This is a genomic window from Cupriavidus sp. PB-02, from assembly GCF_058252315.1.
The window spans coordinates 493318-508822 of the sequence record NZ_CM177695.1 but is presented as its reverse complement, the minus strand read 5'-3'; the positions used below and the strand labels follow the sequence as shown (position 1 = coordinate 508822).

15 protein-coding genes are annotated in these 15505 nt (G+C 63.7%); 8 read left to right on the top strand and 7 right to left on the bottom strand.

The genetic code is table 11. From position 1 onward, the window contains the following. Window positions 1-96: 96 nt before the first annotated feature. Both AC10V3_RS23075 and AC10V3_RS23070 read left to right on the top strand, forming a co-directional pair. Window positions 97-567, top strand: coding sequence for a MarR family winged helix-turn-helix transcriptional regulator (locus AC10V3_RS23075; RefSeq protein WP_041681935.1), 471 nt, complete (start codon window positions 97-99; stop codon window positions 565-567). 124 nt (window positions 568-691) lie between these two features. Continuing rightward, on the top strand, window positions 692-1120 hold the full coding sequence (locus AC10V3_RS23070; RefSeq protein WP_022537719.1) for a nuclear transport factor 2 family protein: 429 nt from the start codon (window positions 692-694) through the stop codon (window positions 1118-1120). Between the two features lie 143 nt (window positions 1121-1263). Here AC10V3_RS23070 and AC10V3_RS23065 read toward each other — a convergent pair whose 3' ends face one another. Next, window positions 1264-2292, bottom strand: coding sequence for a transporter (locus AC10V3_RS23065; RefSeq protein WP_490924051.1), 1029 nt, complete (start codon window positions 2290-2292; stop codon window positions 1264-1266). Between the two features lie 205 nt (window positions 2293-2497). Here AC10V3_RS23065 and AC10V3_RS23060 point away from each other — a divergent pair, with 205 nt between their 5' ends. Beyond that, a complete protein-coding gene (locus AC10V3_RS23060) occupies window positions 2498-3103 on the top strand; it encodes a J domain-containing protein (protein WP_041681684.1) in 606 nt (201 codons plus the stop codon). 38 nt (window positions 3104-3141) lie between these two features. Here the strand turns inward: AC10V3_RS23060 and AC10V3_RS23055 are convergent, their stop codons facing one another. From AC10V3_RS23055 to AC10V3_RS23045, 3 genes are all read right to left on the bottom strand, one after another. Next, window positions 3142-4221: a mechanosensitive ion channel family protein gene (locus AC10V3_RS23055; RefSeq protein WP_022537716.1), complete on the bottom strand. Its 1080-nt coding sequence runs from the start codon at window positions 4219-4221 to the stop codon at window positions 3142-3144. A gap of 79 nt (window positions 4222-4300) precedes the next feature. Continuing rightward, window positions 4301-4771, bottom strand: a complete 471-nt coding sequence (locus tag AC10V3_RS23050) for a DUF1801 domain-containing protein (protein WP_022537715.1) — start codon at window positions 4769-4771, stop codon at window positions 4301-4303. Window positions 4772-4856: 85 nt separating this feature from the next. After that, complete coding sequence (locus tag AC10V3_RS23045; RefSeq protein ID WP_022537714.1) at window positions 4857-5753, bottom strand: LysR family transcriptional regulator; 897 nt, start codon at window positions 5751-5753, stop codon at window positions 4857-4859. A 113-nt stretch (window positions 5754-5866) separates the two neighbouring features. On the opposite strand from AC10V3_RS23045, the gene AC10V3_RS23040 reads away from it, so the two are divergent. Continuing rightward, a complete protein-coding gene (locus AC10V3_RS23040) occupies window positions 5867-6838 on the top strand; it encodes an NAD-dependent epimerase/dehydratase family protein (RefSeq protein ID WP_022537713.1) in 972 nt (323 codons plus the stop codon). Window positions 6839-6855: 17 nt separating this feature from the next. Here AC10V3_RS23040 and AC10V3_RS23035 read toward each other — a convergent pair whose 3' ends face one another. Beyond that, window positions 6856-7803: a pseudouridine-5'-phosphate glycosidase gene (locus AC10V3_RS23035; protein WP_041681934.1), complete on the bottom strand. Its 948-nt coding sequence runs from the start codon at window positions 7801-7803 to the stop codon at window positions 6856-6858. Between the two features lie 696 nt (window positions 7804-8499). Between AC10V3_RS23035 and AC10V3_RS23030 the strand changes: the two genes are divergently transcribed. Further along, window positions 8500-9345: a c-type cytochrome gene (locus tag AC10V3_RS23030; RefSeq protein WP_022537711.1), complete on the top strand. Its 846-nt coding sequence runs from the start codon at window positions 8500-8502 to the stop codon at window positions 9343-9345. 101 nt (window positions 9346-9446) lie between these two features. Here the strand turns inward: AC10V3_RS23030 and prpR are convergent, their stop codons facing one another. Continuing rightward, on the bottom strand, window positions 9447-11384 hold the full coding sequence (gene prpR, locus AC10V3_RS23025; RefSeq protein ID WP_022537710.1) for a propionate catabolism operon regulatory protein PrpR: 1938 nt from the start codon (window positions 11382-11384) through the stop codon (window positions 9447-9449). A 177-nt stretch (window positions 11385-11561) separates the two neighbouring features. Here prpR and AC10V3_RS23020 point away from each other — a divergent pair, with 177 nt between their 5' ends. From AC10V3_RS23020 to AC10V3_RS23010, 3 genes are all read left to right on the top strand, one after another. Continuing rightward, on the top strand, window positions 11562-12446 hold the full coding sequence (locus AC10V3_RS23020; protein ID WP_022537709.1) for an isocitrate lyase/PEP mutase family protein: 885 nt from the start codon (window positions 11562-11564) through the stop codon (window positions 12444-12446). A 53-nt stretch (window positions 12447-12499) separates the two neighbouring features. Continuing rightward, window positions 12500-13468: a Bug family tripartite tricarboxylate transporter substrate binding protein gene (locus AC10V3_RS23015; RefSeq protein WP_022537708.1), complete on the top strand. Its 969-nt coding sequence runs from the start codon at window positions 12500-12502 to the stop codon at window positions 13466-13468. Window positions 13469-13723: 255 nt separating this feature from the next. Beyond that, window positions 13724-14569, top strand: a complete 846-nt coding sequence (locus AC10V3_RS23010) for a DUF3667 domain-containing protein (RefSeq protein WP_022537707.1) — start codon at window positions 13724-13726, stop codon at window positions 14567-14569. Between the two features lie 154 nt (window positions 14570-14723). On the opposite strand, the gene AC10V3_RS23005 is transcribed toward AC10V3_RS23010, so the two are convergent. Beyond that, on the bottom strand, window positions 14724-15476 hold the full coding sequence (locus tag AC10V3_RS23005; RefSeq protein ID WP_022537706.1) for an ABC transporter substrate-binding protein: 753 nt from the start codon (window positions 15474-15476) through the stop codon (window positions 14724-14726). Between the last annotated feature and the right edge of the window lie 29 nt (window positions 15477-15505).

Below are 15505 nucleotides of genomic sequence, written 5' to 3'. Positions count from 1 at the left end.
GGCCGGGCCGCCTTGCATATACGCGCATATTCTCGTATGATGAAATAGACAGATTCAATACGCGACTCAGTTCGCGATTCATTACGCGATATGCCCATGACAGTCTCCAGCAAGGCAATGGACGAGTTTGATGGCCGGTGCAATTGCCTGGCAGCGCGTCAGGCGGCCCGCTACCTCACTGCGGTGTATGACAAGGCGCTACAGCCGGTGAACCTGCGCGCGACGCAGTTTTCTATTCTTCACAAGCTCGCGAATCACGGTCCGCTCACCATCGGCGAGCTGGCTGCCGAGATGGCAATGGATCGCACCACCCTCGCAACGAACCTCAAGCCACTCGAACGCGACGGCCTCGTCAGCATGGCGCCGGGTGTCGACCGGCGCGCCAAGAATGCCTCGGTTACCAGGGCAGGCATGGCGCGCTATCGCCAGGCATTCCCCCTGTGGTCGGCGGTGCAGAGCGAATTCGAAACCGCCTACGGGGAACGCAAGGCCGCCAGTTTGCGCGAGGCCATGCGTGCGGTCCTCACGACGGGGTTCGAGCCCTGGGCAGAGGCCGCCGTGGCCTGACGGCCGCCACGATCCGGCTAAGCCCGTGGTGCGGCCCCGTGCGATGGCCGCGCCGTTTTTTTAACCCTTATAGGAGCATATGCTCTTATATCATCACCACGCAATATCGAAACAGGAGACAGCCATGACGAACCCCCAGATCATCGAGGCCTGCAGAAAAGCACTGACCGGCTTTGAGAAGAACGACAAGACCGACCTGCTCAATGTGCTTGCCGACGATGTCGTGTTCGAGTTCTCGGACTCTCTGCCGTATGGTGGCACCTACAACGGCAAGGCTGAGTTCCAGGCGTTCTGGAAGCACGTGTACCAGGAGTACGAGTACTTCAACTACGACGCGCGGGCCATTCTCGAGGCCGAAGACTATGTCATCGTTCCCGTGATTGCACGAGCAAAGACCAAGCGCGGCTTTTCCATGGAAAACGAGCACCTGTTCCTGTTCCGCGTGAAGGACGGAAAGATCGTCTACGGACGCATCTATGCCGATACCGCGCGCGGACGCGATGTGCTCGAAGGGCGCGAACCCCGGCGTTTTCCCAAGCTCCAGCTGTCCTGAACCGCGCCGTACCGGACGGCATTCTTCTCACACAGCAGACGCCGGCGCGAGCAGCCCGGCGCCGCCTGGAGACACGTCATGGAAATCGATCCCACGACGCTGGACACTGACCCCTTGCAGAAGATCCTGATTGGAAGCGTCACCTAACCAGCCTGTTTGCGGAACGCCCAGCGCCCGGCCAGCACCGTGAAACTGGCCACCAACGCCACCAGTACCCAGAAGCCGTGCGGGTGATCGGCGAGCGGGACACCGCCGACATTCATGCCGAAAAAGCCGGCCACGATGTTGATCGGGAGCGCCAGTACAGTCACCAGCGTCAGGGTGAACAACGTGCGGTTCGTTTGCTCGTTGAGCTTGGCGGCGATTTCTTCCTGCAACAGCTTGATGCGTTCGACCAACGCGGCCAGGTCGTTGAGTACGAGCGAGAATTCCTCGGTCGATTCACGCAACTCCTGCAAGTCCGTTTCCTGCAGCCAGGCTGGCGGCCGGTTCAGCAGCCGGAACAGAGCGCCGGGCTCGGGCGCCAGCAGCCGTTGTAGCCGCACCAGGCCGCGCCGCATCGCACCTAGGTCGGCCCGGTTACCTTGCAGGCGCTGCGACAACAACTGGTCCTCGATCTGGTCGACGCTTGCGCCAGTCTCGCGCACGATCTGCACCAGCACGTCGGCCTGGTCGCGCAACAGGTGCACGACCAGATCCAGCGGCGAGCGGAACACCTCGCCGCGCCGCACCGCCGCCCGCAGCCGGTCCACGGAACGCAGCGGTCGGGCGCGGGCCGTCACCAGCAGGCGGTGGTCGGCGTGGGCCCACAACGTGGAGATGTCCGTCGAAGTGACGCCGAAGTTATAGATCACGTCGTTGACGACGGCCAGCAGGGCGGCGTCCTGGCGCTCGATTCGCGTCGAGCGCGAGCCCTGCCGCAGGGCCTCGAAGTATTCGTCCGGCAGGGGCAACTGCCCCTTCATCCAGCGTTCGCATGCGCTGTGCGACAGATTGAAGTGCAGCCACATGAAGGGGCGATGGCGCGCGGCGTCCGGCGGAATCTGTTGCAGCCACGCCGCTGCGGCATGGGAATCAATCTCGCGCACCGGACCGCCGGGCTCGAACAGGAAACCGCTGACCAGTCCGACCGGATCCGACCCATAGCCGGCCTCGACAATGCCCGCTTGCATGCAAACGTCCTCCACATCAAATGTGCCTCGTGCGACATTAGCACGGCATGATGACAGTCGAGGATTGGCGGCCGCTGCCGCAATACTGCCGCTGCCCGAAGAAGTGCATTGTCAATAACAACGCCACGCCGACGTGGCGGTGACCGTGCTTGCGGGTCACCCCGTGCTAGGATTAACGCCCGCCCAGCAGCCGCCCTATCGGCCCATGACCACCCTCTACACGACCCTCGGCGTGCAATCGGACGCCACCCTGGACGAGATCAAGCGCGCCTACCGCCGCGCCGCGATGAAATGGCACCCCGACCGCAACCTCGGCCGCGAGGCGGAGGCGCACGCGGCATTCCAGGAAATCCGCGACGCTTACACCATTCTTTCCGACGCCGGGCAGCGCCAGATCTACGACGAGGTTTTCGAGCGGGAGATGCAGCGCTGGCACGCGGAGCGCGAGGCGCAGGAAGAACAGGAGCGCGCGGAGCAACGCGAGCGCCAGCGCGTCGCGCAGGAACACTACGAGAAGATGGTCGCTATCGCGATGCAGTTTGCCGATGACGGCCACAACCGCGACGTCATCTTCGGCGTGCTGCTCGGCCGGGACTGCGAGGCGGAACTGGCGGCACGCATCGCGGACAGCGTGTGGGCCTTGCAGGAGTCGCGGCGGGCACGTGCGTCGGCTGCGGACGCGCGTGACACCGAGGCTGCCCCGACGCCCGCCGAGACGGCGGCGTCAAACCCCGACGAGGTGGCGCGGCCCAGGCGGCACCCCGGCGCCTTCGATTCGTTTTGGCACGGTTTGTTCGGCATCCGCACGTAGGGGGCACGTCTTTCCCTCCGAATTCGCAGCAGGGGCATTCAGGTAGCGTGCGCCGGGTTGTTTCGCAGAGGCGTATGCGCGTCGCTTTCGATTCGCAGCCGTGGCAGGAACTGCGGGAACTCGCGCTGCATGAAGTCGATCAGCCCTTCGCGCACCACGCAGCGCAAGTCCCACGCCTGGCCAGAGGAGGCCGCGGTGCACAGTACGCGTATCTGCATCGTCCGCTCCGTGGCGTCGGTGACCACCAGATTGAAGAACCGCTGGTCCCACTCAGGCGCTGCGCGCACGATGCGCTCCAGTTCCTTGCGCAGCGGTGCCAGCGGCATGCCATAGTCCACGTGGAAAAATACGGATCCCATCAGCTGCGCGTTGTTGCGGGTCCAGTTCTGGAACGGCTTCTCAATGAAATACTGGAGCGGGATGATGAGGCGACGGTCGTCCCATATCCGGAGCACAACGTAGGTGCCGGTAATCTCCTCCACCCGCCCCCACTCGCCTTCGACGATGAGCACGTCATCGAGCCGGATTGGCTGGGTCAAGGCGAGTTGCAGTCCGGCGATCATGTTGCTGAACACTGGCTTGGCGGCAAAGCCGGCAATCAGACCGACCACGCCCGCTGAGGCCAGCAAGCTGGCGCCGACTTGACGAGCGCCTGGAAAGGTCATGAGCAGCATTGCCGCACCCATCACCACGACCAGCGTCATCGCGATGCGCGAGAGAACGCGTGTCTGGGTGTGGATGCGCCGCGCACCCATATTGTCCTCCACGTCTACCGGGTGCCGGTCCAGTACCCCTTGCGCAAGGCCGGCGATGATGCGCGCCGCAAGCCAGGTGGTCGCGGCAATCAACAACAACCCGTTGAGATGCCGCACGCCGTGAATCCAGCGCAGATCGTCTGGTGCAGCCTGCCAGACCGTCTGCAACGCCAGCAGCGGCAAGACTGCCTTCGATGGAGCGCGCGCCTTTATCACGATGGCATGCAGCACCGGCGCGAGCCGGGTAATCCGCAGCAGCAGCAGACCGCTAAGGCGATGCGCGATCAGCGCGACGACGACAGCGATCAGGGCCGCTGCCCAGGTGCCGAACCAAGGGTGATCGAGGAGGTTTGCAATATTCATGGGTCGTCTAGTTTCCTTGCGGGTTGCGCGACCAGGCAGGTAACGCGCGTCGTCTCCGTTGGATCCCGCCCGGCGGGCGCTACGGGATCCAGCCGGGCAGCTCCGGTGCCTGCCGGATCCAGCTCGCCAACTGTTCCTCGTCAAGCTTGTCGTCCTCGTGGAGGTGGAAGTAGCGCGTATTCTTGTCCTTGGACTCGACCGGGGGGACCGGACGCAGCGCCGCGCCGCGGAAGAAAGCCACCTTGATGTATTTCGTGAAGCAATGGAAGCTGAGGAACCAGCCCTGCTCCCCGATACCATAGAAAGGCGAGTTCCACCTCACGGCCTTGCGGACGTTGGGCACGTTGCGCACGATGAGCGCGTCGAGGCGGCGCCCCGCGTCGCGTTTCCAGCCCGGCATGGCAGCGATGTAGGCCTGCACGGGGGCATCACCGTCGGCCTTTGCAATCTGAGGGTTGCCGCCCGCGAGGAGGGTCGGCTTCGCGGCGCCCCGCCTGGCGGCGGCCTTCGCTGCGGCCTCCGCCGGCTTCATGGATGTCTTGTTGGTCATTGCCTTCACTCCCTGGTGCCACCTGACAACGGTTCACACGATTGGCGACGAAGGTGATGCAAGTCATGGACGTAGACAGATACGGCTACGAACCCTGGACGTAGGCCTGCAAGCCCGAAGCGAGCGCGGCAAACGTCACTGCACATCGGGCACTCCCGCGCAGATCCTCGTGCATGGCTACCCAGGTATCCATCGTCACGGAGAACTGATTATGCAGGACCCTGACCAGTCGCTTGTCGCGCGCCGCCAGCGCCGACTGGCACACGCCAATGCCGAACCCGGCCCGGATTGCGCCCAGCTGCGCCAGATCACTGTCGGAGCGAAAAGCCAGGTTGTCTCGCGGGAACGCTTTGAACGTTTCCAGCAGGCGGCGAATAAATGCATTTTCCTGATCGAAGCCGATGACCGCAAAGCCAGACAGCGCCTCCAGCGACTCCGGCACGCCATGGGATGCCAGATAGCTTTCATGGGCATGCAGGCCCAGTTCGATCCCTCCCACACGCTTGGCCACCAGCGCTTCCTGCTCCGGCCGGAACATTCGGACCGCAATATCCGCCTCGCGACGCAACAGGTCGTCCACCCGATTCGACAGGACCAACTCGATATTCAGCTCTGGATGCGCATTGCGCAGTGCCGCGAGTATCGGCGGCAGCACTTCGACGCCGACGACTTCGCTCGCCGACAACCGGACCGTGCCGCGCACGCCCGAGCCGTGGCTGCTGGCGACCCGCCGCATTGCCGCTGCCGTCGCGGCGATGCCGGTGGCATACGGCCTCAGCTCGTGCGCAGCGTCAGTCGGCGCGAAGCCGTCGAAAGAGCGGGTGAACAGCTTCAGCCCCAGGGCGGCCTCAAGGCTGTCGATATGCCGGCCGACAGTCGGCTGCGTCAGGCCCATCGCGCGTCCGGCGGCGGACAGCGAGCCGGTTTCCAGAACATGAAGGAAGGTCCGGTACCACTCCCAGTTCGGTTCGCACTTGAGCATGGCTATACAATTTTCTTTAGCGGCCACCGATTATAGGCAATTTCCTTTTGGGTACGGAGTCCGCAAACTGAGGTCATTCGCAACACCAGTGCCAATTCAAAAGGAAAATCTCCATGCCCAAAGTCGCTCTTTTCGGCGCGGCCGGCGCCATCGGTCACAGCGTGGCCGCAGCGTTGCGCAGCAAAGGCCAGCCATATCGTGTAGTCGGCCGCAACGAGCGAAGCCTGCGCCTGGCATTCGGCGCCGACCCGCTCGCCGAAGTCGTCCCCTGGAATCCGGATTCGCCGGCCTCTGTGCAGGCTGCTGCCAGCGGCATCGAAACCCTGACCTACATGGTCGGCGTTGACTACTGGCAGTTCGCGCTACACCCCGAACTGATGCGCAAGACCCTGGATGGCGCCGTGGCCGCCGGCGTAAGGCGCTTCATCCTGATCGGCACCGTCTACCCCTACGGACGGGTACAGACCGGCAACCCGGTTCGAGAAGACCATCCGCGCGAGCCTCATACGTTCAAGGGCCGCATGCGCAAGGCCCAGGAAGACCTGCTGATGCAGGCCGATGCCGGCGGGCAGATCCATGCGACGGTGCTGCGGCTGCCTGACTTCTACGGCCCCGGCGTGGAAGCCAGCCTGCTGCACCGCGCCGCGCAGGCGGCGGTGATTGGCGGCGCGGCTGACTTGATCGGGCCGATCGACCGGCCGCACGAATTCGTCTATGTGCCTGACGTGGGACCGGTAGTCGCCCGACTGATCGACACGCCGGCGGCCTTCGGCAAGATCTGGCACCTTGCGGGTGCCGGTGTCACGACGCAGCAGGACCTTGTCTCGGAAATGGAACGTCAGACCGGGCGCGAGCTGACGCTGCGCGTCGCCGGCAAGACGATGCTGCGCCTGCTGGGTCTGTTCAACCCGTTGATGCGCGAGCTGGTCGAGATGCATTACCTGATGACGGACCCGCTGATCATGGACGACTCGGCGCTGCAACGGCTGATCGGGCCGATCCGCAAGACTCCCTACGTCGAGGGTATCCGCCAGACCCTGGACGCGGTGCGGAAGACCCGGTCTGCGGTCAACGCCGCTGCCTGAAAGGCCATTCTCGGCGGTTACGCTGCGCCCGCCCCCCGCCCCACGTCTGCCAGCGCCAGTGCCAGCCTTGCCCCCACCTCGGCATTGTGTTTGACGAGCGCGATGTTTGTCGCCAGGCTGCGGCCGCCCGTCAGCGCCTTGATGCGAGCCAGCAGGAAGGGAGTCACGGCTTTGCCACTGATGCCTTGCGCCGCGGCCTCGGCGAGCGCCTGCTGCGTCAGCGCGTCGATTTCATCGGACGCCATCGCTGCCGCTTCTGGCACCGGCGTGCTCAACAACACGCCGCCCGCAAGGCCGAGGTCCCACTTGGTGCGGATGAAGCGTGCCTGCTCCGCCGCGTCGTCCAGCCTGAAATCCGCGCGAAAGCCGCTGTCGCGCGTGTAAAACGCAGCGACATTGTCTTGCTCGCAACTGAGCACCGGCACGCCATGTGTTTCCAGGTACTCCAGTGTGAGCCCGATGTCCAGGATGGACTTCGCACCGGCACAGACCACCGCCACCGAGGTCTTCGCCAGTTCCTGCAGATCGGCCGAGATGTCAAAGGTCTCCTGCGCACCGCGGTGCACGCCGCCAATGCCGCCGGTGACGAAGACCTCGATGCCGGCCAGCGCCGCGCATATCATGGTGCCCGCCACTGTCGTCGCGCCGAGCCCGCCGCTGGCCAGCACGGCCGGCAGGTCGCGGCGGCTGACCTTTTGTGCCTGGCCCGAGCGGCCGAGCAGTTCCAGCTCGTCGTCCGCAAGGCCGATGCGGATTCGCCCGCCGATCAGTGCGATCGTCGCCGGCTCGGCGCCCAGGTTGCGGATCAAGGCCTCCACTTCGCGCGCGGTGCGAACGTTCTCCGGGTAGGGCATGCCGTGAGCGATGATGGTCGATTCCAGCGCCACCAGCGGGCGGCCGGCGGCGTGTGCGGCGGCCACGGGCGCGCTGAAGGTCAACCAGGAGTGTGCAAGGTCGGCAGTCATGTCGATGCTTCCGGCGGTGTGATTCACTTGCGTGTGCAGCACAAGGCTGGGATCGCATGGCTGACTATAGTCGCAGGCCGTCGGAAGACAAAGCGGGAGTCCACCGGATAGTGCGACGGAGCTCCCACAGTAGCTGGGTAATTGCTATCGGCGCAAAGCGTCCCTTGCGGTCAGTCATCGGAAACGTTCGCCATCTTCACCACGGTCGACCACCGCGACGACTCGCTGCGCATGAATCGCGCAAACTCCTCAGGCGTTCCTCCTGAGGGTTCGGCACCGAGTTGAGCCAGGCGCTGCTACGTGCTGGGTTCCTTACGAGCAAATCATTGACGCAATCGAACGCCATGATGCAGACGCAGCCGGAGAAATCGTGCGCGCTCATATGGATCGGATGACTGAATATGTCGCGCCTGTTGACGTTGATGTACCGCTAGCGTATTGACCAGTTCCGGCGCCGCCAGCTTCGGTCTCGCGGTAGCGGCGTGGCGCTTACCGCTGCGCCCCCTGCTGTCCCTACCGCGAAGCCTTCCTGGCCACGGTCGCTGTATGCGGGAGCATTCCGCCCTGTCTGCGCCAACCCGGCGACCCAGCGTAGCAACAATGGGACGAATCGCATTCTCCCCTTCCACGCTATCGAATACACTGTGCGCTCGAGCAGCATTCCCACCCAATTCCCCTGGCTCCGGAGAAACGCCCATGAAGGCCTGGATGGCAAAGGCAGTTGGTGCTCTTGGCTGCGCAATGGCATTCCTGGCAGGTTCGGCGAGCGCCGCCGACCCGGCAACGCTGGTCATTTCGGCGGGTACGCAACAGCGCAGTTGGACGGTCGATGCGCTGCTCAAAGACCGTCGCCTGACCGATGTGACGGTGGACGATGCCAACCTGAAACGCCGCCTGACGTTCAAGGCGATCCCACTGACCGCCCTGCTGCGCGGCATGCCCGTGGCGGCAGGCGCGACTGCGACGACCGCGGCCAGCGATGGCTATGTTTCTCACCTGCCGATGCGCCTCTTGCTGGCGGATAGTGCCGAAGAGCCGCGCGCCTGGCTGGCGGTGGAAAATCCTGCGAGGCCGTGGCCCAGGCTCAAGGGCCAGGGCATCGGGCCGTTTCGCCTGATCTGGACGCTACCGTCGGGCCGCGCCGCTGCCGTGGTCAACGAGAGTCATTGGACCTACAGCATCGTGCGCATCGATATCACCGCATCGCCTGCAGAGCGCTTTGCGGCCATCCGGCCCGCCTCCGACCAGCCCGCCGACGGCCCCGTCATGCGCGGCTTCGCGACTTTCCAGCGCGTTTGCTTCTCATGCCACTCCCTTAACAGGGTCGGCGATGCTCACCTTGGCCCCGATCTGAATGTGCCGTACAGCCCGGTGGAGTACCTGGGCGACGACAAGCTGGCCAAGCTGATCCGCGACCCGCAGTCGCTGCGCTGGTGGCCTGACGCGCGCATGTCAGCAATCGACGAAAAGACGCTCTCCGATGCTGACCTGAAGGACCTGCTGGCGTATCTGCATCATATGGCCGGACGCAAGGGATCCTGACACCACTGGCGCCTGGATTGCCGCCCAAAGCACGCCGGTCCTCCTCTGCGGCGAGAAGATGAGCGTCGACAACCACCCACTGCCAGTTTGCGTGAGCCCCCTCACGCCTTCATCAGTCTCCACAGCGTGGTCCGCCCAATCCCGAGCGCACGGCTCGCTGCGGCGCGGTTACCGCCATTTGCTTCCAGAGCACGCATGACGTCGTCGCGGGTCACTGCCGCAGGCGGCGAATCGACGACCTTGCGCCTGGCCGCCGGGACCGGCGGCGCTTGTATCTGTCCAAACTCCGGAAAAAAGTCCCGCAGATCCTGCCACGCGCCACTCGGACCATCGCCCACATAAATCGCCGCGCGAGCAACCAGGTTGTCGAGCTCCCGTACGTTTCCGGGCCATGCGTATTGTTCGAACAGCGGCGTCAGAAATTCCAGAACGCGCTCCGTGGCCGTGGCGGGCAACTCGTACTTTGTTGCATTGCGGCCGAGCAGATGCCGCGCAAGGCCCGGAATATCGCCGCGCCGCTCGCGCAATGGCGGGAGTTCGATGTGCAACAGGTTGAGCCGGAAATACAGATCGGCGCGAAATGCGCCTTGCTCGACCAGCGCACGCAGGTCCCGATGCGTCGCGGCGATGACGCGAACGTCAATCGGCGTCGCGCGCCCCGAGCCGAGCTTCATCACTTCGCGCTCCTGCAGCACGCGCAGCAAGCGGCTTTGCGCCGCCGCCGGCATTTCGCCGACTTCATCAAGAAAGATGGTGCCCGTATGCGCGATTTCGAAGAGGCCAGGTTTGCCGCCGCGCCGCGCGCCGGTGAACGCGCCCTCTTCATGGCCAAACAGCTCACTTTCTATCAACCCTTCCGGCAGGGCCGCGCAATTGAACGCCACGAACGGGTTGCCGCGCCGGCGGCTCGCATTATGGATGCCCTGCGCAACCAGTTCTTTGCCCGTGCCACTTTCGCCGGTGAGCAGTACGGTCGCATCGTGTGCGGCGCCGGCGCGCGCCAGGCGCCGCACACGCTCGAGCGCCGGCGATGCGCCGGTCAAGTCGGCCAGGCTGTGCCGCGCCACCAGGTGTTTCGGCCGCTGACTGGTTCGCAACGAGCGGTCGATGCGCTGCGCGATCAGTGCGTCTTGCACCGTGACCACCGCGCCGGAACGCAAACCATGCTCGACGATCGGCACGCAATTGACGATCAGCGAACGACCGCCGATCTGCTCGATGCGCTCGTCGCTCGGCGTGTCGGTGTCGAGCGTTTCGCGCAGCAGCGGGCCGACCGCTCTCGCCAGTTGCGGCGCCAGGTCGTGCGCGCGGTCGAGTCCGAGCAGATCGAGCATCGCAGGATTGACCACTTCCAGTTGGCCGGCCTCGTCGAATGCGGCGACGCCGTCGCGCAGATGCGCGACGATCGTGTTGAGTCGCACGCGCTTTGACTCCTTCTGGCGGCTCATGCGCGCCAGCTCAATGGAGCGCTCGAACGCTTCTTCAACGGCACCGAGGGAATAGAGAAACACGCTGTGCAGCCCCGCCCGCAGCGCGAGATCGCACGCCATGCCCGGGCCGATGATGACGGTGCAGCCCTCGGCGGCGAGCGTGTCGACGGCCACCCGGACTTCGTCGATCGAACGGTATGCGCGCTGTTTCAATGCGACGTTCAGCCACGCGCTGAGGTCGGTCAGTTCCTTCGACACCGTTTCGTGCAGGACCAGGCCGATTGGCGCGCCTGGCCACATCGTGATCGCATGCGTGATGGCGCTGAGCACGTCAAAGCCGTTCACCTTGACCATCACCACCGGTACGCTGAGGTTGTCGCGCAGATAGGCGCCGTTGGAGCCGGCAGCCAGCACGACATCAACCTTGCCTGCATCGACATATGCCTGCAGCGCGGTCACGGCGGCGCCGTACCCCGCGCGCACCGAAAAGAACCTGGCGTGCTCCGTATAGCGCGGCGCGACGGTTTCGCATAGCGTACTTAACTGGCTGATGCTGACCAGCGCGATGCCCGGGCGGCCCCGGGGCCGGTTCGAGGCAAGCGTTGACACGATGGAATCTCCCGAATGGAACGCTTTTGAAACGTTCCACGAAACAAGTGGAACATTGTCTCACGAACGTTCCACGCGCAGTGCTTTCTATAAGCTATTGTTTTCAAAGGAGAAAAAGAAAGGCTGACGATTGGCACGATCCCTGCGGTAGAAGTCCGCAAACTGGAGACACACACTATGACTATCTCGTCCACCGCTCGTCGCGTGGCATTCCGCGCCAAGGTAAATGAACGCCAGGGCCTGCTGGTGCCCGGCGCATTCAACGCGATGAGCGCGCGCGTCATCGAGGACGCCGGCTTCGAGGCGCTCTACCTGACGGGCGCCGGCGTTACCAACATGTCGCTTGGCCTGCCCGATCTCGGCTTCATCGGCCTGCACGAAGTCGCGGAACACACCGCACGGCTCCGCGACGCCGTCGCGCTGCCGTTGATCGTGGATGCCGACACCGGCTTCGGTAACGCCCTCAATGTGCGCCACGCGGTACGCACGCTCGAGCGCAGCGGCGCCGATGCGATCCAGTTTGAAGACCAGGTAATGCCGAAGAAATGTGGCCATTTCTCCGGCAAGGAAGTCATCGCGGCGAGCGAAATGCTCGGCAAGATCCGCGCGGCCGTCGATTCGCGCGAAGACCCCAACCTGCTGATCATCGCGCGCACCGATGCTGCCGCCGTGCATGGCATCGAAGACGCAATCGAGCGCGGCCATCGCTTTGTCGAAGCGGGCGCGGACATCCTGTTTATCGAAGCGACCGAATCGCTTGCCGACATCGAGCGCCTGCCCAGGCTGATCGACGCGCCGCAGTTGATCAACATCGTGATCGGCGGCAAGACGCCGACGCAGTCGCGCGAAGCGCTCGGACAGCTCGGCTACGCGATCGTGCTGTATGCAAACGCAGCGCTGCAAGGCGCAGTGCTTGGCATGCAGCGGGCGCTCGGCACGCTGCGTGCGAATGGCCGGCTCGACGAAGATGCGTCGCTGGTCGCGCCGTTCAGTGAGCGGCAACGGCTGGTCAACAAGCCTTTGTACGACGAACTCGATCGTGAATACGCAGCAAAAGACTAGACCACGCTGATCAGCCCGGATCACCAATCCTAAGACGGAGATACGCCTTGCATATGAAATACCGACTCACCCTGGGCCTCCTTGCAACGGCAGGCCTGATCTCGGCTACGCCGGCTTGCGCACAAGGCCAGTGGCCAAACAAAACGATTCGCTTTGTCGTGCCGTTTGCCGCTGGCGGCGCCAATGACCTGATGGCACGCGCGGCGGCCGAGGGGGCTTCCAGGGTGCTGGGCCAGACCGTACTGGTCGAAAACCGCCCCGGCGCGGGCGGCACCGTCGGCGCCGACATGGTGGCCAAGAGCAAGCCCGATGGCTACACCTTCCTGATCAGCGCGGCCGGCGTCATCTCCAACAGCATGATCAAGAAGTCCATCCCGTTCAAGGATGACGCGCTGGTCCCCGTCGCCATGATCGGACTTGCTCCCTCGGTCATCGTCGTGCCGAAAAACGCGCCCTACAAGGATCTGCGCGACTTTGTCGAGGCATCGAAGAAAGGGAACGGCTTCAACTTCGCCACCGCGGGAACCGGCAGCACCCCGCACTTTGTCGCCGAAATCCTTAACGTGAAATATGGCGCGAAGCTGCAGCCGGTGCCCTACAAGAGCGGGTCGGAGAGCACCACGGCAGTCCTGGGAGGCCAGGTCGAAGGAACCTCCGAAGCCAGTATCATCGCGCTTCCGCATATCCTGCACGAAGGCAAATTCAAGGCGCTGGCGACGACGTGGACGCAGCGCATATCGGCCTATCCCCAACTCTCCACCGCCGTGGAGCAAGGCTTTCCGGACCTGCAGATTGCGCACTGGGCCGGCATCCACGCCCCCAAGGGCACTCCCGACGCCATCCTCGACAAGGTGGCTGCAGCGGTGGACAAGGCCATGAAGGATCCGGACGCCGCGGCAAAGCTCAAGGCCGTGGGCATCGAGCCGGTTGGCGGCACGCGTGCGGATTTTGTGAAGTTTGTTAACGCGGAGCGGAAAAGGCTGGGCGAGATCGTCAAGGCCGCCAAGATGCAGGAGAAGTGATTGCTGCGCAGGCCGTAGCCATGGGCGGCGGCCTGCGGCTTTCAATGACTGAATGAGTTCTCTCTTCAAGCGATGGACGACGCGAGTGGGCCTGTTACCAAGATAAGACAAGGGTCGATGCGACGGAATCTCTGATTTTGCAGAGCCAGGCTGCATAGACGCACAGGCGCTCACAGGGCCCACCCGGCACGGCGTGCTTGCGGTAATGTAGTCGCCACAGAGCGGGAGGTGCTCGTTTAACCAAGGAGGAATACCGTGAGCGCTAACGGAACCTGGACATGCCCGACTTGCAGGCGGCCCGTCGGCACGCCGTTCTGCCCACAATGCGGCGAGGCGCCGCTCGCACCGCGCGATCTCACGATGCGTGGGCTTCTCGGCAACCTGCTACATGCACTGACGAGCGTCGATGGCAAGATGGTCCGAACCTTCTGGTGCCTGCTGCGTTATCCAGGGTCCCTGACCATGTCATACCTCGCTGGAGCGCGTAAGCCTTACATCGCGCCGATCCAGTTGTTCCTCGTAGCCAATGTGTTCTTCTTCGCCGTTCAATCGCTGACCGGAGCAAACGTCTTCAGCTCGACGCTCGACTCGCATATGTATCAGCAAGACTGGAGCGAGTTGGCTCGTTCAATGGTCGCGGAGCGGCTGCGGGTCTCGCATCGTAGCCTCGAATCCTACGGGCCGGTTTTCAATCGGGCCGTGGTGTTGAACGCGAAGTCGCTCGTTGTTCTGATGACGATACCTTTCGCGCTGCTGTTATCGCTCGTGTTCGCTGCAAAGCGCAAGGCGCTCATGACGCATATCGTTTTTTCGCTGCATCTCTACACGTTCATGCTGCTGTTGTTTTCGCTCGCAATCGTAGCGTCCGCGCTCTACGCGCGAGTCGGCGGGCCAGGTCTGCAGGACGCCATGGTCGATAATGTTCTCACGCTCATTATCCTCGCGGCGTGCGGCGTGTATGTGTATGCCGCAGAGGCGCGGGTCTTCGATGTGAACGGCGCCGGGCGGGTGGTGTCGGCCGTTGCCCTGACCCTGGCAGCAGGAGGCATCGTCATCGGCTATCGGTTTGTGCTCTTTCTCATCACGCTTTATTCGACATAGCCAGCGCCGCGCCCGGGACATTCACTGCCTGAACGCACCTCTTCTGGGCGCAGGACCGCCCGAGAAGCGGCCGGTGGCCGCTATCAGCTGGAAGGTCCGCTCCCGGCCGGTTCGGGCCGTTCACGTGTGGGTTGGGTTGCGCAGCGAGAAATTCCTACTGCGCGGGTGCCACCGACGCCCCCTGAATGGCATGCCGCTTCAAGGACGAGGCAACAAAGCCGCTAGCCTTCATATCTTCCACAAACTGAGCCAGCACAGTGACGGCAGCGTGGCTGCGCGCCTTGGGCAATCCCATAGCCTGCTCGATAACCATGAAGCGTCCTGGCAGCAGCCTCAGTCCATGCACGCGTCCGGCGTCAGCCTCCAACTGTTGCCTGACGCCGGCCGCGACTTCCAGCCCCTGCTCGATGAAAACGTCCACTACCGTGGGAGAAGTAGGGGCTCGCACGATCTCAGCGTGCTTAAGTTCCCGCGTCAGAAAAAGGTCGTAAGCACTTCCCTTGCCGACCGTGACGCGTCGACCAGGCTGATCGACTTCGTCGTTCTCCTGTATGGCAGAGTCTTCGCGTACCAGGTACGCCCCTTCGATGAGCACGTAGGGAGCGGTAAAGGCAATGCCGGCGCCTCGCATGGGATCGATGGCGAAGAAGCCGAAGTCCGCCTGCTCATTCGTCACCGCGTCAACGGATTTGCCGGCGGAGTCGAAAACAATCAGTTCTACCTCCAACCCTAGCCGACGTGCAAACTCGCGTGCCAGATCAATCGAGACACCAAAGGGCTGCCCGTCGGCGTCCAGGTTGGCGAGGATGGGATTGCCGACGTTGATCGACGCCCGCAGCACTCCGTTGGGCGCCAACTCGGCAACAACGTGAGGGCTGGTCGTGGCAATGGAATTTGAAGCAGTCATGGTCAATTGATGTGAGTCCGAGGGACAGC